The 18,905-nt window shown below is 71.6% G+C and carries 14 protein-coding genes and 1 pseudogene; 9 read left to right on the top strand and 6 right to left on the bottom strand.

Annotated elements, in window-relative coordinates:
* Nucleotides 1-15 precede the first annotated feature (15 nt).
* The 4 genes and pseudogenes from ACFY3L_RS15215 to ACFY3L_RS15200 form a co-directional block, all read right to left on the bottom strand.
* Entirely contained in the window at nucleotides 16-1,962 is a 1,947-nt protein-coding gene (locus ACFY3L_RS15215) for a methyl-accepting chemotaxis protein (RefSeq protein WP_389323071.1), read from the bottom strand.
* Between the two features lie 248 nt (nucleotides 1,963-2,210).
* Nucleotides 2,211-2,378 (bottom strand): annotated as a pseudogene (locus tag ACFY3L_RS15210) (IS5/IS1182 family transposase); the annotation flags it as partial.
* Nucleotides 2,379-2,701: 323 nt separating this feature from the next.
* A complete protein-coding gene (locus tag ACFY3L_RS15205; protein ID WP_389323069.1) occupies nucleotides 2,702-4,309 on the bottom strand; it encodes an ABC transporter permease in 1,608 nt (535 codons plus the stop codon).
* A complete protein-coding gene (locus ACFY3L_RS15200) occupies nucleotides 4,306-5,202 on the bottom strand; it encodes an ATP-binding cassette domain-containing protein (protein WP_389323067.1) in 897 nt (298 codons plus the stop codon). Before ACFY3L_RS15200 ends, ACFY3L_RS15205 begins: the two co-directional genes overlap by 4 nt.
* Nucleotides 5,203-5,273: 71 nt before the next feature.
* Here ACFY3L_RS15200 and ACFY3L_RS15195 point away from each other — a divergent pair, with 71 nt between their 5' ends.
* A complete protein-coding gene (locus tag ACFY3L_RS15195) occupies nucleotides 5,274-5,747 on the top strand; it encodes a GbsR/MarR family transcriptional regulator (protein WP_389323065.1) in 474 nt (157 codons plus the stop codon).
* Between the two features lie 93 nt (nucleotides 5,748-5,840).
* Here ACFY3L_RS15195 and ACFY3L_RS15190 read toward each other — a convergent pair whose 3' ends face one another.
* Complete coding sequence (locus ACFY3L_RS15190) at nucleotides 5,841-7,850, bottom strand: ThuA domain-containing protein (RefSeq protein ID WP_389323063.1); 2,010 nt, start codon at nucleotides 7,848-7,850, stop codon at nucleotides 5,841-5,843.
* 1,037 nt (nucleotides 7,851-8,887) lie between these two features.
* Here ACFY3L_RS15190 and ACFY3L_RS15185 point away from each other — a divergent pair.
* From ACFY3L_RS15185 to ACFY3L_RS15150, 8 genes are all read left to right on the top strand, one after another.
* On the top strand, nucleotides 8,888-12,265 hold the full coding sequence (locus ACFY3L_RS15185) for a ThuA domain-containing protein (protein WP_389323061.1): 3,378 nt from the start codon (nucleotides 8,888-8,890) through the stop codon (nucleotides 12,263-12,265).
* Between the two features lie 93 nt (nucleotides 12,266-12,358).
* Nucleotides 12,359-13,663: a sugar phosphate isomerase/epimerase family protein gene (locus tag ACFY3L_RS15180; RefSeq protein WP_389323059.1), complete on the top strand. Its 1,305-nt coding sequence runs from the start codon at nucleotides 12,359-12,361 to the stop codon at nucleotides 13,661-13,663.
* Nucleotides 13,664-13,732: 69 nt separating this feature from the next.
* Nucleotides 13,733-13,879, top strand: a complete 147-nt coding sequence (locus ACFY3L_RS15175; protein ID WP_389323057.1) for a hypothetical protein — start codon at nucleotides 13,733-13,735, stop codon at nucleotides 13,877-13,879.
* Between the two features lie 70 nt (nucleotides 13,880-13,949).
* Nucleotides 13,950-14,516, top strand: coding sequence for an isochorismatase family protein (locus tag ACFY3L_RS15170; protein ID WP_389323055.1), 567 nt, complete (start codon nucleotides 13,950-13,952; stop codon nucleotides 14,514-14,516).
* Nucleotides 14,504-14,764: a hypothetical protein gene (locus ACFY3L_RS15165; protein WP_389323053.1), complete on the top strand. Its 261-nt coding sequence runs from the start codon at nucleotides 14,504-14,506 to the stop codon at nucleotides 14,762-14,764. Before ACFY3L_RS15170 ends, ACFY3L_RS15165 begins: the two co-directional genes overlap by 13 nt.
* A gap of 35 nt (nucleotides 14,765-14,799) precedes the next feature.
* The gene (locus ACFY3L_RS15160; RefSeq protein ID WP_389323051.1) at nucleotides 14,800-15,594 is read left to right on the top strand and encodes a CPBP family intramembrane glutamic endopeptidase; all 795 of its coding nucleotides are present in this window, start codon (nucleotides 14,800-14,802) and stop codon (nucleotides 15,592-15,594) included.
* A complete protein-coding gene (locus ACFY3L_RS15155) occupies nucleotides 15,591-16,778 on the top strand; it encodes a sensor histidine kinase (RefSeq protein ID WP_389323049.1) in 1,188 nt (395 codons plus the stop codon). Before ACFY3L_RS15160 ends, ACFY3L_RS15155 begins: the two co-directional genes overlap by 4 nt.
* The gene (locus ACFY3L_RS15150; RefSeq protein WP_389323047.1) at nucleotides 16,775-17,428 is read left to right on the top strand and encodes a response regulator; all 654 of its coding nucleotides are present in this window, start codon (nucleotides 16,775-16,777) and stop codon (nucleotides 17,426-17,428) included. The genes ACFY3L_RS15155 and ACFY3L_RS15150 overlap by 4 nt, the downstream gene beginning before the upstream one ends.
* A gap of 115 nt (nucleotides 17,429-17,543) precedes the next feature.
* Here ACFY3L_RS15150 and ACFY3L_RS15145 read toward each other — a convergent pair whose 3' ends face one another.
* On the bottom strand, nucleotides 17,544-18,734 hold the full coding sequence (locus ACFY3L_RS15145) for a cytochrome P450 (protein ID WP_389323045.1): 1,191 nt from the start codon (nucleotides 18,732-18,734) through the stop codon (nucleotides 17,544-17,546).
* Nucleotides 18,735-18,905 lie beyond the last annotated feature (171 nt).

Genomic DNA, 18,905 nt, shown 5'->3' with positions numbered 1-18,905 from the left:
CCACGATGCGCCGACTCAGCCGTTCTGCAGCTCGTCGGCGAGCGCGGCGATCTCCTCGACCGCGGCCGCGAGCTCCTCGGCGCCCTGGGCCTGCTCCCGGGCGGCGGTGGACGCCTGGCCGGCCAGCTGCTCGGCCTCGTTCGCGGACGAGGCGATCTGGTCCAGGCCGGTCTTGACCTCGCCGAGGGCGGAGGCGATCTGCTCGGCGGAGTCGCGGACCTCCGCGTTGCCGGAGCGGACCTCCTGCATGTCGCGCTCGATCTCCACCAGCCGGGCGGTGGTGGCGCGGGCGGTCTCCACCTCGGTGAGGGCCTGCCGGCTGGTCTCGTCGAGGTCGGCGCGGACCTCGACGATGCGGTCCTGGACCGCCTTCACGAGGTCCTTGATGCGGTCGGCGTTCTCGGCGGAGTCGCGGGCCAGGTTGCGGATGTCGGTGGACACCACGGCGAAGCCCTTGCCGAACTCGCCGGCCCGGGCCGACTCGACGGAGCCGTTGACGGCGAGCATGTTGGTCTGGATCGACACGTTGGCGATCGCGTCGACGATCTTGTCGATGCGCCGGGAGATCTGCTCGAGCTCGGCGACCTTGCGCACGTTCTCGATGCCGTCCTTCGCGGCCTGCTCGATCGCCGCGATCATCGACTCGACCGACTCCTTGTTGCTCCCGAGCTGGGTCAGCATGTTGCCGGCCCGCTCGACGGCCGCGGCACCGCGGGTCGCGGACAGCTGGGCGCCCTGCTCGATCTGGGTGACCGCCTCGGCGGTCTGTGCGCCTTTCTCCGCCGCGGTACGGGCGCCGGCGCTGATCTCGTTGATCGCCGTGCTGATCTGGTTCGCCGCGCGGTTGATCTCCTCGACGGCGGCGGAGAGCTCCTCAGCCGCCGAGGCGACCTCCTCGGCGCTCTTGCTGATGTCGGTGCTGGTGCGCAGCCCTTCGGCGATCTCGGCGAGGACCTCGGCCGCCTGCTCGCTCTGCTGCAGCGCCTGGCTCTGCTGGCCCACGGTCTGCAGCGACTCCTCGCACGCCGCCGACTGCTGCTCGGCGGCCGCGGCGATCTCCTCGGAGCGGGACTTGGCGTCGCCGGCGGCCCGCTGCGCCTGGACGGCGGCGGAGGCCATCTCGGTCGCGGCGGTCATGATGTTGGCCATGTCGTCACGGACGCCCTCCAGCTGCTCCGTGATCTCCTTGCCCTTCTCGACCTCGGTGCGAGCGGTCTCGGCCGACTGCTGCACCGCCGAGGCGATGGAGGTGACGCTGGTGCGGACCTCGTCGATGAGGTCGCGGATCTGCCGGGCGCTGCGTTCGCTGGTCTCGGCGAGGGTGCGCACCTCGTCGGCGACGACGGCGAAGCCCTTGCCGTGCTGCCGGGCACGGGCGGCCTCGATGGCGGCGTTGAGCGCGAGGAGGTTGGTCTGGTCGGCGATGTGCGCGACGGTCTTGACGATCTCGCCGATCTCGTCGGCCTGCTTCTCCAGCTCCGAGATGGTCGCGACGGACTCCGTCTGCCGCGACGAGGCCCGGTCGACGTTGGCCAGCAGGCTGCTGATGCCGACCCGGGTCTCCACCAGCAGCGTCTGCAGCGCCTGGCTGAGGTCGGCGACCCGCCGGGTGACGGTCTGCTGACGGGCGACCCGCTCCTCGACCTGGGTCATCACCGCCAGGCTCTGCTGGGTGGCGCCCGAGGCCTCCTCGGCGCCGGCGGCGATCTGCTGCATCGACTCGCTCAGCTGCCGGGAGGCCTCGGATGCCTCGGCGTTCTGGGCCGAGATCTCCGCGGTCGCCGACGCGATGCGCTCGGCCGCCTGCTGCTGCTTGGCGACGGAGCGGGCCTGGCGGCGGCTGGCCTCGGTGTCGGCGGGCTTCTGCCCACCGCGGGGCGGGGTCTGGGCGCCCTTCATGACGTTCGGGCGGCGGGTGACGTCGGTGGCGCGACCGTTCGGGGCACTCGTTGTCAACGGCATGGCTGATCCTCAGTCCAGGCGGCGTTCGGACGAACGCCGACAACGCATGATTCGGGCGTTTGATGGCTTCGGCCAAAGCCTTGCACAGCGGTTGATCATGATGAGGCCAATATTGCAGTGATTCGATACGTGCTGGTCAGGTCATGCGTGCTTGGTCAAGCGGCGATGCCGGATGTCGATGATGCTCATGGTTGTGGTGGTTTCGTGCCGCTCGGCGAGCTTGTCGTGGTGGATGGCCACTGCTCGCCGATCGAACGGCGGTGCAGGTGCTCCCGGTCGGCCCGGCTGTGGTATGCCTTGTCGGCCAGGATTCGGTCCGGCCGGGTCCGTGGCCGGCCCTCGGCGGCGCTGGTCACCCGGGTGTGGCCCAGCGTGGTGATGAACTGCGGGCTGTCCCCGCGCTGCCCAGCGGTGAGCGGGCTGGAAGAGCTCGACGGGTGATGAGCCGCCCGGCGGCGGTGATGCGACGGTGACGGGAGCGATGGATCTGTCCACAGTGGACGGTGGTGGAACGTAGGCGCCGGCACCGATCCGGGTGACCGCCACCGCCTCGTAGGCGGACGTCAGCGAGCTGAGGTTGGCGGCGATGGACGCCGGTGCGGCGCGGCGTGGATCGCCTCGGCCGGCAACAGCACGCGGCGCGCTGGTCGGGTCGTGCCGTTCGGGTCGGGCGTCCTGCCCCGGGCGCCGCTCGACGCGGTGGAGCCGGGGCAGGCCGGTGATGCGGAGGGAGCGCCGCTCAGGTGATGGGGACGTCGCGGCGCCGGAAGCCGGCCAGGCCGGCGACGACCAGGGCGGCGGTGAGCGCGGTCAGGATCAGCAGTGGCGCCGCGGTGACCGGACCGCCCGGGACGTGCGGGATGTGGGTGAAGGGGGAGACGTCGAGCAGCGCCTGGCTCAGCTGCAGCGCGGCGCCGATCTGCCCCAGGATCACGCACAGCGACAGCGCCGACCAGCCGATCGCGGGAGCGCGGCGGGGTGCCAGGCCGAAGACCGCCACGGTGAGCGCGGCGAGGAGCCAGATGGCGGGCAGCTGGACCAGCGCACCGGCCAGGACGCGGGGGAGTTCCCGCCCGACGGCGCCGGTGGCCGTACCGTAGAGGAGCCCAGCGGCGAGACCGGTCACGACCATCACGAGGGTGGGGCCGAGGAAGGCGAAGACAAGGTGCGAGGCCGCCCACCGCAGCCGGCTCACGCCGGTGGCGAGCAGGGCCTCGCTGCGCAGCGCCGCCTCTTCGGTGCGCATCCGCAGCGCCGCGGAGATGCCGTAGGCGGCGACCGCGATCGCGCCGAGGCCGAGCGAGCCGGCGATGAACACGTCGCCGGCGCCGGACGCACCGCCGAGGCGCTCCATGATCTGCTTGAGCTGCTCGTTGTCGGCGAGCAGGTCCCCTGAGGTCTTCGCGACGCCGCCGAAGAGCAGCCCGCCGACGACCCCGAGGCCGATCAGCCAGCCGTACAGGGAGCCGCGGTGCAGCCGCCAGGCGAGCGCGAGCGGGCTGCCGAGGCCGGGGCCGGCCGACGCCGGGCCGAGCTTCGGTGGCAGCAGCCCGGCGCCGACGTCGCGGCGGGCCGACAGGCGCAGCGCGAGCGCGGTGACGGCGACCGCGGCGGCGGCGATGACCGCGAACACCCACCAGTGGTCGCCGGCGTAGGCGCGCACGTGGTAGATCCAGCCGAGCGGCGAGACCCACGACAGCCATGACAGTCCGCCGCCGGCGACGTCGCCGACGCCCCGCACCCCGAACGCGACGCCGACGACGGTGACGCCGATGCCCCGGGCCGCGCCCGCGCCCTCGCTGAGCTGTGCGGCGGCCGCGCCGACGGCGCCGAACAGGATGCCGGCGAACGCCCAGGCCAGTCCCATGGCGACAGCGCCGCCGGCGGGTGTCCGCTGGCCGATCATGCCGAGCGTGACGAGCGCGCCGACGAGCAGGCTCGCGCAGGAGATGGTGGCCAGCGCCGCGGCGACGGGGGCGTGCCGGCCGACGACGGTCGCGCCGAGCAGCTCGCGACGCCCGGCCTCCTCCTCGACCCGGGTGTGCCGGATGACGAACAGCACCCCGATCAGCGCCATGACCACCATGCCGGTCGCGGAGCGCCAGTAGATCAGCGCCCCGAGGCTCGCGTTGTCCGGCTTCGTCCCGTAGAACAGCAGCAGCATCGGGTTGCCGGCGAGGTTGTCGATGTACCCCTGCCGCCCGGCGTCGGTCGGGTACAGCTGCGCGGTGCCGGACGCGAGGGACAGTGGCAGCAGGCCCAGCAGCAGCATCCAGATCGGCAGCAGCACCCGGTCGCGGCGCACGATCAGACGGGCGAGGGCGCCGGTGCCGGTGAACGCGCTCATTTCGCCGGCTCCGTCTCGTAGTGGCGCAGGAAGAGCTCCTCGAGCGTCGGCGGCTGGCTGACGAGGCTGCGCACGCCGTGCGAGGTCAGCTGGCGCAGCACGGTGTCGAGCTGCGCCGAGTCGACCTGGAGCCGCACCTGGTGGTCGTGCACGTGCAGGTCGTGGACGCCGGCGAGGTCCGCGAGGCCGTTGGGCGGGGTGCTCAGCTCGGCGGAGATGGACGTGCGCGTCAGGTGCCGCAGCTGCGTGAGGGTGCCGGTTTCGACCGTGCGGCCCTGGCGGATGATGCTGACCCGGTCGCAGAGCGCCTCGACCTCCGACAGGATGTGGCTGGACAGCAGCACCGTGCGGCCACGCTGCTCGGTCTCCTCGGCGACGACCTGCCGGAACACCTCCTCCATCAGCGGGTCCAGGCCGGAGGTGGGCTCGTCGAGCAGCAGCAGCTCGACGTCGGAGGCGAGCGCGGCGATGAGGCCGACCTTCTGCCGGTTGCCCTTGGAGTAGGCGCGGCCCTTCTTGCGCGGGTCGAGGTCGAAGCGCTCGAGCAGCTCGTCGCGGCGGGCCCGGTTGACGCCGCCGCGCAGCCGGCCCAGCAGGTCGATGACCTCGCCGCCGGAGAGGCCGGGCCACAGGGTGACGTCGCCCGGCACGTACGCCAGCCGCCGGTGCAGCTGGACGGCGTCGGCCCACGGGTCGCCGCCGAGCAGCCGCACGGTGCCGCCGTCGGCGCGCTGCAGGCCGAGCAGGATGCGGATGGTGGTGGTCTTGCCTGCCCCGTTGGGACCGAGGAACCCGTGCACTTCGCCCTGCGCCACGGTCAGATCGAGGCCGTCCAGCGCGGTGGTCTGGCCGAACCGCTTGATCAGTCCGGCGACCTCAATGGAGTTTTCCATGCTTCAGACGCTACACTCGTTTCACACAAGTGTGAAAGTTCGTGTTGGAGAATTGACTCATGGAATCCCATATGCGAGATGAGGCGGCGTTACGGGCCTTCGTGGAAGACATGGCCAGGCTGCTCGGCGACTGGGGCTTCCCGCGCATGGCCGGCCGGGTGGTCTTCACGCTCATGGCCGCCGACGAGCGTTCCCTGACCGCCGGCGAGCTGGCCGACCGCCTCGGTGTCAGCGCCGCCGCCATCTCCGGCGCCGTGCGCTACCTGTCGCAGATCTCGATGATCGCCCGCGAGCACGTCCCCGGCGACCGCCGCGACCGCTACCGGCTCGTCGACGATTCCTGGTATGAGGTGACCGTCGCCAAGATGTCCCTGCTGAAGACCCTCGCCGACGCCGCCGGCCAGGGGGCGGCCGCGGCGGGTGGACCCGGCACCACCGCCGGCGCCCGGCTCGCCGGGATGCGTGACTTCTACACCTGGGTCCAGGACCGGTTGCCGGCCCTGCTCGACCAGTGGGCCGCGGAGAAGGCGGCCAAGGCGGACTGAGGACCCGTCGGCGCGACCCGACGTGCCCGGCACGAAAAACGGACCTGCCGCCGGCCCGTTGGGGAGCCGGCGGCAGGTCGGTTCGGTGCGGAGCTACTTCAGGGCCATCATCCAGTCCCGCAGCTGGCGGACCTGGCGGTCGAGCTCGCCACGCGCCGCGTCGGTGCCGGCGGCGGGGGAGCCGGCCAGCGCGATGATCTTGTTGAGCGACGTGGTCGCGGCGTTGTAGTCCAGCCGCAGGTAGGCGGCCTGGGCGTCGTCGAGGAGCGCGGTGACCGCCGCGGCGGACTCCGGGTCCAGGGTGCCGCCGCCGGCGCCGTTGGTGATGAGCGTGCGGGTCTGCCGGAAGGTCGAGCAGTTCGCCTCGCTCTGGCCGGCCGTCCAGTTGATGCCGGCCAGCAGGATCTTGGTGAAGGTCTCACGGTAGTACAGCGCGCGGTCGTGGCCGAGGATCAGCGAGAAGGCGCGGCCGCCGTCGTAGTTCTGGCACCATGCGATCGGGTGGTCGCCACCCATCAGCGCCATCGGGTTGTTCGCGGCGTTGCCGCTGTTGAGGCTGCGCCGGTACGACGACTCGTCGAGGCTCAGCAGCGTGTGCACCTCGGCCCGCGGGTTGTGGTCGAAGTTGTACAGCTCGTCGATGGTGAGCCAGGTCTTCGGCAGGTGCGCCGTGGCCGGGTTCGTCGGGTCCTCGGTGTTGACCCGCACGTTGATGCAGCTGCCGCAGGTGCCCTCGCCGTTCTGCCCGCCCGGGTGGTTGGTGAACCACGCCCCGACCAGGTCGCGGTACCAGGGCACGTTGTGGATCGCGTCGGACGCGCCGTGCAGCCCGACGAACCCGCCGCCGGCCTGGATGTACCCCTGGAACGCGGCCAGCTCGGCGGCGTTGAGCGCGTCGGCCGCCGGTGCGCTGTTGGGGTTGGTCCCGTCCACCGGGGAGCCGAAGATGATCGTCTTGTACTTCGCCAGGTCGGCGGCGGAGGTGAACGGCGTGCTCGACAGCGACGCCGGGGCCAGCCTCGGGTCCCAGATGTCGACGTCGAAGCCGTGCTGCTGACCCCACTGCTGGACCAGCAGGGCGGTGTCCGCGATGTGGTCGTGCCGGAAGCCCTTGGTGGCCGAGAAGTACAGCACCCGGTAGGTGGCGCCGGGGAAGTTCGTCGAGGCCGCGAGCGGCGTCGCCGGTGCGATCGGGTTCGGCCCGATGGCCGGCGTGACCGTCATGCCGGTCTGCGGGTCGGCGGGGAGCTTCCCGGCGAGCTTGTCCTGCAGGTAGCGGGCGTCGCCAACGAGCGTGTCCCGGGCCGCGCCGGAGCTCGATGCGTCCTGTGCGGCGGCGACGAACTGGTTGAGGGCCCGCTTGGCCTGGTTGGCGTTGCCCGCCTCCGCGAGGCCCGCCGCCTCCGCCAGCTTGGCCCGCAGGCCGGCTCCGAGGTCGGCGCTGATCGCGCCGCTGGTGACGAAGCCGCCGATCAGGGTGTCGAGGTCGGCGAACGACGTGGTCACCACGAACGTCTGGTCGAACCGCGCCGCGTTGCCGGCGGCGTCGCTGGCCACCGCGCTGATCGTGTGCGCTCCGGGGGCCAGGGTGGAGGTGGCGACGGGCAGCGGGGTGGTCTCGGTCTGGTCGATCCACATGCGGTGGATGAAGACGCCGCCGGAGCCGGGTGCGGGATCGGTCCGGGTCGGGATCAGCGTTGCGGTGTGGCCGACGTGCCCGTCGACGATACCGGGCCAGCTCACCACCGGCGCGACGGTGTCGATCCGGACCGTGATCGTGCGGACGGCCTCGGCCGCACCGTCGCCGCCGACCGCGCGGTACCCGACCGTGGTGGTGCCCTGCTGGGTGATCTGCACCGAGCCGGTCAGGGTCGTGGGGTTCGAGCCGGTCGCGGCCACCACGGTCTGGAACGGGGCCGTGTTGCCGAGCCGGTACTCCAGGCGCTGGACACCGTTGGCCGTGTCGGTCGCGGAGAGGTTCAGCGTGACCGGGCCCCGGTAGTAGTTGTTGGTGCCGCTGGCAGTGGCCGGGGTGAGGGTGGCCGGTGCGCTCGTCGGTGCGGCCCATGCCGGGGTGGCGACGACGAGCACCCCGAGGGACATGGACGCCACCGGAACGGCGGCGACAAGGCACCGTAACAGGTGCCGGCGGGAGTCTCTGTGTGCTCGGCTCAACGGGTGCGACCCCAGGGCTCCTGTGGTCGGGGGTTGACTGGGCATGGCTTTCCTTCCAGTTCAGGAACGGGAACGGGGCACTGCCGGTCTCCGGTGCGGCCGGAAGGGTCCCGTCCCCCCGACCGCACCGGCCGACCACTCCTGCTTCGCCGCCTCCGGCTGTGGTGCGCAGCCACAGCCGGACCCTCTGGACGGCGTTGCCGGAGAGCTATCTGTACCGCCGCGTGCGCCGCCGGTTCGTGCGCATGCGTCGATCGCAGCGGTGGTCCCAGCGGAGCGTCCTCGAGGACGGTCGTCGGGTCAGCGCTGCTCGTTCACATAGTCGAAACGGTGCTGCCCCGTGGCCGACACAGTAGAAGTCTTCTGCGCGCGATGTCCAGAGCTTCGATGCGATACGAACCAACTTTCGTTCGATTCAGCGAAAGTGCACTGGTGGCGCCCTGCGGCGTGTCCGTGGCGTCGCCGGAATCGATGTGTCCGCGCCACTGCCAATGGCCTCAACGGTAAATGCCAGGTGGCTGTTCGCCATGTGGCGCAACGGATTCGATCATCCGTCGGTGCGACCTGTAACGCGAATCGCTCGCCTTCCGCTCCTTCGAACAGGGGCAATCTCATGACCGGTGAACCCCGCCACCGGTATGAAGGGACTTTTGTGAGCAAGATTAAAAGTTTGGACCGATCATGCCGAACTTTTGCTGGTTCTGCTCTTTCTTTTTGATGGAGGCGAGTTATACGGTGTCGGCTACAGCTTGACCGAGCCAGACGTTCGCCCCGCTGAGCGGGATCCCGGCGAGCACTGACGCGCAGCTCGGTCACGCCACTGCGGTTTGACACACACCCCGTACGCCTCCCTCCGGGCGTGCTGCACCACCACACCCGTCACCCGAACGGACGTCGTCCGCTCGCGGCCACCCCGCCGCGGCCTTCGACGGTCCGTTCGCCCTGCACCCTGCGGAGGAGGTCCCATGACCAGAGCTCCGAGCCGTCGCGTCACCACCGCGTACGCCGGCCTGCTCGCGCTCGCTTCATCCATGTTGGTCGGGACGGTGTCGGCGTCCGCCCCGGCGGTCGCCGCGCCCCAACCGACCAGCAATGGCATCCAGTACAAGGTCCTGGCATTCACCAAGTCGACCGGCGCGAAAAGCCCGGCGACCTCGGCGGGCGTCAACGCGCTCAAGCAGCTGGGCACCAAGCTCCGGTTCACCGTCGAGGAGACCGACGACGCCAGGAAGTTCGACGAGCCTCACCTCAAGCAGTTCCGGGTGGTCGTCTTCCTCAACACCTACGGCGACGTGCTCGACGCGACGCAGCAGGCCGCGTTCGAGTCGTACTACCGTGACGGTGGCGGCTTCGTCGGCATCCACTCGGCGATCGAGACCCAGCCGAACTGGAAGTTCCTCACCGATGTCCTCGGCACCAGGGCGTCCGGCTCGTCCGGCGTCACGAAGGCCACGGTCAAGGTGGCGGACCGGGTGCACCCGGCGTCGGCGAACCTGCCCGAGTACTGGAACCGCACCGACCAGTGGTACAACTTCACGTCCAACGTGCGGGGCTTCTCGCACGTGCTGGCGACCGTCGACGAGAACACCTACACCGGCGGCACGATGGGGTTCGACCACCCGATCACCTGGTGCAAGGACTACCAGGGCGGCCGCTCGTTCTACACGGGCTTGGGTGACACCCCGGCGAGCTTCGCCACGCCCGACCTGCAGGCCCACCTCGGTGGCGCGATCCAGTGGGCGGCCGGCGTGACCGACGGCGACTGCGGCGCGACCGTGCTGGCCAACTACCAGATGGACTACATCGCCGCGCCGCCGAACGTCAGCGAGCCGATCGGCTTCGACGTGCTGCCCGACGGCCGCGTCGTGCAGACCGACCGCCGTGGCGGCGTCCGCCTGCACGACCCGGCGACCAACACCACCCACCTGCTGGCGCAGATCCCCGTGTACATGGCCAGCGAGGACGGCATGTACGGCCCGGCGATCGACAACGACTTCGCCAACAACCACTGGGTCTACGTGTACTACTCGCCGCTGACCCAGGAGGCGCCGTACCCGCAGACGACGCCGACCGCGAACTCGCCGACCACGGGCGCCGACCCGAGCGTCTGGGACCCGTGGAAGGGCTACTTCCAGCTGTCCCGGTTCAAGTTCGTCGACGGGCCGAACCCGACCCTCGACGTGGCGTCCGAGCAGAAGATCATGAAGGTGCCGGTCGACCGCGGGGCCTGCTGCCACGTGGCCGGTGACATCACCTTCGACAAGGACAACAACCTCTGGATGGTGACCGGCGACGACACCCCGGCGGGTGGCGGCAACTCCGGTGGCTTCGCGCCGTTCAACGACCAGCTCACCACGACCGGGCAGTACAACGCCCCGTACGTCGACGCCCGGCGCTCGGCGATGAACACCAACGACCTGCGCGGCAAGGTCCTGCGCATCAAGGTCCAGGGTGACGGCTCGTACACCATCCCGGCCGGCAACCTGTTCACCGGCAACGAGGAGGGCGGCGGCAAGACCCGGCCCGAGATCTACGCCATGGGCTTCCGCAACCCGTTCCGCATCACCGTGGACAAGAACGGCGTCGCCTACGTCACCGACTACTCGCCGGACTCGTCGACGCCGCAGGTGAACCGCGGTCCCGCGGGCACCGGCCGGATGGAGATCGTGCGGAAGCCGGCCAACTACGGCTGGCCGCTGTGCTACTCGCCGTCCTTGCCGTACTACCGGTGGGACTTCAACACCTCGAAGCCGCTGGACGACCCGGCGCAGCCGTTCGAGTGCAACAACCCGGAGCGCGGCCCGGCCAACACGTCGCGGTGGAACACCGGCCTGACGTACGCGCCGCCGATCGCGCAGCCGGACATGTGGTACTCGTTCCAGGACAACAACGCGGCCAACCCGCTCGGCACGCCCTGCGCGGCGTACTACATGCAGAACCCGCCCGGCAAGTGCCCGCAGCTCTTCCCGGAGCTCGGCACCGGCGGCGTCGGCCCGCACGGCGCGGCCAAGTACGACTACGACGCGAAGAACCCCAACCCGACGAAGTTCCCGGCGTACTACGACCAGTCCATCTTCTTCGGCGAGTTCACCCGCGACTACCTGCGGGAGATCCGCCTGGACGGGTCCAACCAGATCTTCAAGATCAACGACCTGCTCAGCTGCGGCCAGGGTCCCGCGACGGCGGCCCGCCCGTTCCTGTGCGACAACCCCATGGACATGAAGTGGGGCAAGGACGGCAACTTCTACCTGCTGACCTACGGTGACGGCTTCTTCAACGTCAACCCCGACGCCGCGCTGGTGAAGTTCAGCTACGTGAAGGGCACCCGGGCGCCGGTCGCGAAGCTGTCGGCCACTCCGACCGACGGCGTCGGGCCGCTGACCGTCGCGTTCTCCAGCGAAGGCTCGAACGACGCGGACCCGGGCGACTCCATCAAGTTCGCCTGGGACTTCGACGGCAACGGCACGACCGACTCCGTCGACCCCAACCCGTCGTTCACCTACACAACCAATGGGGTGTACACGGCCCGGCTGACCGTCACGGACTCCAGCGGCAAGACCGCCTCGGCGAACACGACGATCACCGTCGGCAACACCTCGCCGACGGTCAAGGTCAACGTGCCGGTCGAGGGCGGGATGTTCGCCTTCGGCGACACGATCCCGTTCAACGTCACGGTCACCGACCCGCAGGACGGTGCGATCGACTGCTCCCGGGTCGAGGTGACGTTCGTGCTCGGGCACGACACCCACGGCCACGCCGAGTCCACCGCGACCGGCTGCTCCGGGACGCTGCCCACGCTGGAGGAGGACGTCTCCCACGGCGGCAACGTGTTCGGTGTGATCAGCGTCTCCTACACCGACAAGGGTGGCCCCGGCGGCATCCCGGCGCTGACCACGGTCGCACAGACGACCATCCGGCAGAAGAAGCAGGAGGTCGAGTGGGCCGTCGACCAGTCCGGCACGAACACGGCGGCGACCGCCGACACCGGCGGCGGGCTGCAGCGCGGCAGCCTCGGCGCCGGTGACTGGATCGCCCTCAACGGCACGGTCAACCTCCAGAACATCAACTCGCTGACGTTCCGCACGTCGGGCGGCAGCGGGGCGGCCGGCACCGGATCCGTCGAGGTCCGCCTGGACGCGGTCGACGGACCGGTCCTGACCACGGTCACGATCGCGCCCACCGCGAACGCGACCACGTACGCCAGCCAGACCTTCCCGATCACCGACCCAGGCGGGGCGCACCGGATGTACCTGGTGTTCCGTCCCGTCGCGGGCGGGCCGACGAACAACTTCTTCAACCTCAACTGGGTGGAGTTCGGCGGCAAGGGCGTGAGCGCGCCTTAGCACCACCCGCCGGGGCGGGGTGCGACACCCCCGCAGTGACCGCACCCCGCCCCGGTCTGAACCGCACGCACAACCACCAGAAGGAGCAACACAATGTCCGGAAAGATCAACCGCCGCCGGTTACTGGCCGGCGCCGGCCTCACGGCGGCCGCCGCGTTCTCCCCGCTCGGCCCGGCCTCCGTCTTCTCCCCCTCGTTGGCGAGCGCGGCCAACGGCCGGCTCATCCCCGACGGCAAGGTCGGCACCATCACGTACAGCCAGCGTGACGTCCCCACCCGGCTCGGCATCGCCGGCAGCGCCGCGCTGGGTGTGGCGCCGACGATGGGCTACCTGGGCGGTCCCGACTTCCCCAACGACCCGACCGACCTCGGGCCGCTGGTGCCGCTGCCGGGTGGCTGGCTGGAGCTGTTCGCCTTCCTGTCGAACGCCGGTTTCAAGCAGATCGAGTTCGCCGGCTACGGCCAGCACGCCTCGAACCCGGGCGGCGCCGCGCCGAACCCGGCGCCGGGCGGCGTGACCACCCCGGAGTCGCGTGCGGCCTACCTGGCGTACGCCCGCACCCTGCGCGGCTTCCTTGACGCCTACGGCCTGCAGGCGATCGGCAACCACGGGTTCGTCCCGAACACCTGGAACGGCCCGGGCAGCGCCGGCGGCAAGATGACCACCGCCGACTACGACCGGCTGCAGACCGAGCTGGAGTTCGCGTCGATCCTCGGCATGCCGTTCATGGGCACCGGCAGCGACCCGACGAGCGCCAACAACCGCAACATCGAGCCGTGGACCCTCGCGGGCGAGAAGTGGACGGCGCTCAACGAGATCAGCGTGGGCCAGTGGGGCATCCACATGTACACCCACAACCACTCGCCGGCCTACAACTTCCTGCAGGACGGCCCGCTGGTCACCGTCACCCAGGACCGGATCACCGGTGCGCCGATCGCGCCGACCCAGGTCCGCGGCGAGTCGGGCAAGCGGCTCATGCAGCACTACCTCGACATCACCAGCCCCGACCTGGTCGTCATCGAGATGGACGTCTACTGGGCCCACGTCGCTCAGCACCAGCACCGCTGGCGCTACGACTGGGAGGGCAAGCGCGTCGAGGACATCTTCGACCCGACCGCCCAGGTCGCCAAGCAGACCAAGCGGTACGCGCTGTTCCACGCCAAGGACGGCGACGCCACCGGCCAGGCCCCCGGCGTGGGCGACGGCTACTCGTGGATCCCGTTCGGCGACCCCCGTAGCGACATCGACTACAAGGGGTTCTACCGCAACATCGGCGCCAAGGGCTTCCACAACTCGAACTACGAGCAGGACAACGCCCCCGGCGGCAACGCCGACCCCGGCCAGTCGCTGCGGTTCGCCAAGATCAGCGCCAAGGGCATGACCAGCCTGCGCGGCTGACCTGTCCGACCTGAAGGCCGTCCCCGGCAGTGCCGGGGACGGCCTTCGGCCGTGCGCCCCGCAGACACCATGACCGCCGTCGTCGCCGCCTACGCCTCCGCCGCGACCACGGAGGCCACCTCGGCGCAGCGCTCCGCGGCGGGCCTCGCCACCTTGGCCGGCGACCTGCGTGACCTGCGTGACCTGCGCGACCTCGCCGCCTCGTTCCGCCACTGACGGACCTGGTCACCGATGCCCGTCGGCCAGGCGGTCGGCACCGTTTCTGACGCCGGATAGGCTCCCGGGCATGACGTCCGCCGCATCGAGCACCGCCCTGATCGTCGTGGACCTGATGCCGCGCATCGTCGAGCAGGACATGGGCCCGCACCGCGGCGCGGACGTCGTGGCGCGGGCCGCCGAGCTCGCCACGGCGGCGCGGAACGCGGGCGGCACCGTCGTGCTGGTCCGCGTCGAACGGCCGAACGTCGCCGAGCAGCCGCCGGGCAGCGGCTTCGTGCCTGAGATGGAGCCGCAGGACGGCGACGTCGTCATCGTGAAGCGCACCATCGGCGCGTTCTACGGCACCGGCCTCGCCGACCGGCTGCGCGAGCGCGGCGTCGACACCGTCGTCATGGCGGGGATCGCCACCACCATGGGGGTCGAGTCGACCGCCCGGGCTGCCGCCGACCACGGCTTCGAGGTCGTCTTCGCCGCCGACGCGATGAGCGGGATGACCGCGGCGGAGCACGAGCACGCGCTCACCGTCACACTGCCGCGGTTCGGTGCGGTCCATGACACCGCACACGTGGTAAACATCGTTTTTGGCCTCAAGTCGTCCGAACAGGCGCCGAACGACCCGATATGGCAGGACTGACACGTTTCGCAGGACCGCTGGCCGGGCTCGCCGCGGCGTTCCTGGTCATGCAGCAGATCACCACCGGGGCGTTCGACTCCCTCGAGGCCCGGGAGGCCGCGCAGGACGCGCAGCGGCTCCGGATCGGCCTCGACGGACAGGCGGAGGTGCTGCAGGTCCTCGGCGCGACGAACGCGGTGTCGCCGCACTCGCCTGACGCCGGCCACGTCCCCCGTGCGAGCTACGGGCAGCTGTCCACCGCGCGGTGACGCGCCGGCGGGCGGGAATCCATACCGTTCACTGCATGCGATCCTTCCTGCAGCTCGCCGCCGTCTTCGCGGTCTCGTTCCTCGGCAGTCTCGTCGCGGGCGGCAGCCCGTGGCTCACCCTGCTCGCCGGCGCCGGCACCGCGGTCCTGGCGCTCGTCGCGTACGTCCTGATCGGCCGCCGCCCGTCACCCGACCTGCCCCGCGAGGGAGCGTCCACCGCGTTCGGCCGCGGCGCCGTCCTGGGCGCGGCCCTGTTCACGGCGGTCATCGCGGTGATCGCGCTCCTCGGCGGGTACCGCGTCGAAGGCTGGGGATCGCTGTCCGGCGCCGCCGCCCTGCTCGGACTGATGCTCGCGGCCGCCGTCACCGAGGAGCTCATCTTCCGGGGCGTGCTGTTCCGCGTCGTCGAGGCCCGCACCGGCACCTGGCCCGCCCTCGCCCTCACCGGCGCGATCTTCGGCCTCATGCACCTGCTCAACCCGCACGCCAGCCTGTGGGGCGCGGTCGCCATCGCGATCGAGGCGGGCGGCATGCTCGGCGCCGCCTACGCCGCCACCCGGACCCTGTGGCTGCCGATCGGCCTGCACTGGGCATGGAACTTCGCGGAGGCGGGCGTCTTCGGCACCGAGGTCTCCGGCAACGACACGGCGCAGGGCCTGCTCGACGGCGCGCTGTCCGGGCCGGTGCTGCTGTCCGGCGGCGCGTTCGGCCCCGAGGCGAGCCTGGCGTCGGTCGTCGCCGGGCTGGCGGCCACCGTGGCCTTCATGACCCTCGCCCGGCGCCGGGGTCGCGTGCTGCCGCGCCGCGAGCCCGCTACGCTCGCCCGGTGATCGACGTCCAGCGGCTCCGTGAGCGGTGGGCGGGCCTCGACGTCATGGTCCGGGACCTGCCGCTCGCGCTGCTGCTCGCCGCCGCGTCGCTCGTGCCCGCGCTGCACGGCTACGGCACGCGCCTCGCCGAGGACCTGCCGTCCCGCCCGGTGGACGGATGGGCCGTCGCGGTCGCCGCCCTCGAGTGCCTGCCGCTGGTGCTCCGGCGGCGCCGGCCGGCTCTGTGCCTGATGCTCGTCGCGGCGGGGTTCGCGGCCGACCAGCTCTTCGGCTACCACCTCGTCGCCGGCACCGCGCTGCCGATCGCCCTGGTGAGCGCGGGTGCGCACCTCGGCACCGGCGAGCTGCCCGGCGGGCGCCCAGGTGCCGCCCGCCGGGTCCGGGTGCTCACGGCGGTGGCGGTCACGGTCGCGTACGTGCCGCTCGCCGTGGCCCTCGACCGGCAGGGCTCACGAGAAGGCATCACCGGGTACCTCACGTTCTATCTCGCCGTGGCGTTCGCGTGGGGGATCGGCGCATGGCTGCGCGTGACCCGCGCCGCCGAGGCCGAGCGCCGCAGGCACGTCGCCGAGAGCACCCGCGCCGCCGAGCGTGCCCGGATCGCCCGCGATCTGCACGACGTCGTCACCCACCACGTGACCGCGATGGTCGTGCAGGCGGAAGCGGCCCGCTATCTGACCGCCGCGCCCGACCGCCTCGACGAGTCGCTGGCCGCGGTCGCCGGCACGGGCCGCCGCGCCATCTCCGACCTCCGCCGGCTCCTGGACGTCCTGAACCCCGTCCACGGCGGACAGGCCGGCTCCCACGCCCCGGTCGTGCAGGCTGACCTCCGTGCCCCGGTCGTGCAGGCCGATCTCCACGCCCCGGTCGCGCTGGCGCGCGGTGCCGGGCAGCCGGTCGAGGTCACCGAGTCCGGTCGCCACCGGGAGACGCCAGGTGACCCCGAGGCCGTGGCCCATCGCGTGGTCCAGGAGTCGCTGACCAACGCGCTCAAGCACGCCCACGGCCGGCGTACCGTCGTCCACCTCCATCACGGCGCGCACGAGCTCACGGTCGAGGTCTCCACCGACGGCGGTCGCGGCCTGACCGGCCTCGCCGAACGCGTCCAGGCCGTCGGCGGCACCTTCACCGCGGCGCCGCGGCCCGACGGCGGGTTCACCACGACCGCCAGGATCCCCCTGTGACGATCCGCGTCCTGGTCGCCGACGACCAGGCCCTCGTACGGGCGGGATTCGTCACCATCATCGGCGCGCAGCCCGACATGGAGGTCGTCGGCGAGTGCGGCGACGGCCGGGCCGCGGTCGAGCTGGCGGGGCGCCTCAGGCCCGACGTCGTCGTGATGGACGTGCGAATGCCCGTCCTCGACGGGATCGAGGCGACCCGGCGGCTGGCCGGCGCAGGCGTGGCCGAGCCCGTGAAGGTGCTGGTGGTGACGACGTTCAACCTCGACGGCTACGTCTACGAGGCCCTCCGCGCCGGGGCGAGCGGCTTCCTGCTCAAGGACGCGCCGACCGCCCAGCTGCTGCACGGCGTCCGCACCGTGGCGGCGGGCGCCTCGCTGCTGGACCCGGAGGTGACCCGGCAGCTGATCGGGCGCTACGCCGCGCGGATCCGGCCCGCCGCCGACGGCGCGGACGGCTCGCCGCTCACCCCGCGCGAGCTGGAGGTGCTCAGGCTCATCGCCGAGGGGCTGACCAACGCCGAGATCGCCGCCACGCTCGTCATCAGCCCCGAGACCGTGAAGACGTACGTGTCGCGGCTGCTCACCAAGCTGGACCTGCGCGACCGCGTGCAGGCCGTGATCTACGCGTACCGGCACGGACTGGTGACCTGAGTCCCGTGCCCGTCCGTCCCGCCGCGGTCCTTCTCGGCGGTGAGAAGGACGACGAGATCCGGGTCCTGACCCTCGAATGCATCCCGGCGCGACAGCAGCCGGGCCACAGTGGGGCTCAGGCCAGGTCGACCGTCACCGGCAGCTTCGTCGGGGCCAGCATCACCCACGGGTTGCGGAACACCGCCGCGTCGGTGTCGACGGCGATCGTCCGGTACCGCCGCTGCAGCAGCTCCATCGCGATCCGCGCTTCCAGCCGGGCCAGCGGCGCGCCGATGCAGAAGTGGATGCCGTGCCCGAAGGTCAGGTGCGGGTTCGGGCTGCGCCGGATGTCGAAGTGCGCCGGGTCGGCGAAGACCCGGGCGTCGCGGTTGGCGGCGGCCAGCCATGCGACGACGACGTCGCCCTCCGGCACGGTCACCCCGCCGACGGCGGTGTCGGCGGTGGCCCGCCGCGCCAGGCGCGGGAACGGGGTGCGCAGGCGCAGCACCTCTTCGATCGCGTCCGGCAGCAGCGCCGGGTCGGCCCGCAGCTGCGCCGCCGCGTCCGGGTGCTGGTCGAGGGTGGCGACCGTGTTGCCCAGGGTGGCCGTCGTCGTGATGTGCCCGGCGAGCAGCAGCAGCCCGACGAAGCCGATGATCTCCTCGTCGTCGAGCTGCTCGCCGTCGGCCTCCGCGTGCACCAGTGCGCTCGTGAGGTCGTCGCCGGGGGCCGCGCGGCGCGCCCGCACGTGCCGCAGGAGGTACTCGTTCATCTCCCGCAGCATCGGTGCGAGCGTGCGCACCGCGTGGTCGTCCATCATCCGGGTCAGCGGCTCGTCCGGACCGATCTCCGGCCGTTCGAACAGCGCGTCGGCCCACCGCCGGAACACCGGCCGGTCCGCCGCCGGGATGCCGAGCAGCTCGGCGATGACGATGACGGGCAGCGGGTACGCCAGGTCGTCGACCAGGTCGAACCGCTGCGCCCCGGCGACCTCGTCGAGCAGGTCCTCGGCGACCGCGGTGATGCGCGGGGCCAGGCCGGCCACCACCCGCGGCGTGAACGCCCGGCTCACCAGCCGCCGCAGCGAGTCGTGGCGGGGCGGGTCCATCTGGACGAAGTTGCCGCGCCGGAACAGCTCCAGGTCCTCCTGGCGCGGCAGCAGGTCGCCCAGGTCGGACGAGAACCGGTGCGGGTCGCCGAGCACCGCCGTGACCTCGGGGTGCCCGAGCACCAGCCACGAGCGCTGCCGCTCGTCGTAGTGCACGTCGCCGGCGAGGCGCGCGTGCTCCAGCCAGGTGAACAGGTCGGGCAGCGTGCGGGTCGTCATCGCCGATTCACTCCCCTCCGGGATACGCCGGCGCGGGGCCTACCCGCCGGGCGGATCCTCAAACCGTGCGGCGCCGCCCAGGCAGCCGTCCGCCGTCACGGCGGTCCGCGGGCGCGGCTTCCGCACGCCCCTGCGCAAGGTGTCCCTGAGCAAGCAGGCCAGGTACTCCGT

Origin of the sequence: Dactylosporangium sp. NPDC000521 (assembly GCF_042898305.1) — a bacterium.
GTDB lineage: Bacteria > Actinomycetota > Actinomycetes > Mycobacteriales > Micromonosporaceae > Dactylosporangium.
This window is presented reverse-complemented; position numbering and strand designations above follow the sequence as displayed.

Excerpts from the sequence above, each read along its gene's own strand:
- ACFY3L_RS15215 (WP_389323071.1), bottom strand. The coding sequence starts at position 1,962 with ATGCCGTTGACAACGAGTGCCCCGAACGGTCGCGCCACCGACGTCACC.
- ACFY3L_RS15170 (WP_389323055.1), top strand. The coding sequence starts at position 13,950 with ATGACGTCCGCCGCATCGAGCACCGCCCTGATCGTCGTGGACCTGATG.
- ACFY3L_RS15145 (WP_389323045.1), bottom strand. The coding sequence starts at position 18,734 with ATGACGACCCGCACGCTGCCCGACCTGTTCACCTGGCTGGAGCACGCG.
- ACFY3L_RS15205 (WP_389323069.1), bottom strand. The coding sequence starts at position 4,309 with ATGAGCGCGTTCACCGGCACCGGCGCCCTCGCCCGTCTGATCGTGCGC.
- ACFY3L_RS15175 (WP_389323057.1), top strand. The coding sequence starts at position 13,733 with ATGACCGCCGTCGTCGCCGCCTACGCCTCCGCCGCGACCACGGAGGCC.
- ACFY3L_RS15200 (WP_389323067.1), bottom strand. The coding sequence starts at position 5,202 with ATGGAAAACTCCATTGAGGTCGCCGGACTGATCAAGCGGTTCGGCCAG.
- ACFY3L_RS15195 (WP_389323065.1), top strand. The coding sequence starts at position 5,274 with ATGCGAGATGAGGCGGCGTTACGGGCCTTCGTGGAAGACATGGCCAGG.
- ACFY3L_RS15185 (WP_389323061.1), top strand. The coding sequence starts at position 8,888 with ATGACCAGAGCTCCGAGCCGTCGCGTCACCACCGCGTACGCCGGCCTG.
- ACFY3L_RS15165 (WP_389323053.1), top strand. The coding sequence starts at position 14,504 with ATGGCAGGACTGACACGTTTCGCAGGACCGCTGGCCGGGCTCGCCGCG.
- ACFY3L_RS15160 (WP_389323051.1), top strand. The coding sequence starts at position 14,800 with ATGCGATCCTTCCTGCAGCTCGCCGCCGTCTTCGCGGTCTCGTTCCTC.
- ACFY3L_RS15180 (WP_389323059.1), top strand. The coding sequence starts at position 12,359 with ATGTCCGGAAAGATCAACCGCCGCCGGTTACTGGCCGGCGCCGGCCTC.
- ACFY3L_RS15190 (WP_389323063.1), bottom strand. The coding sequence starts at position 7,850 with ATGTCCCTCGGGGTGCTCGTCGTCGCCACCCCGGCATGGGCCGCACCG.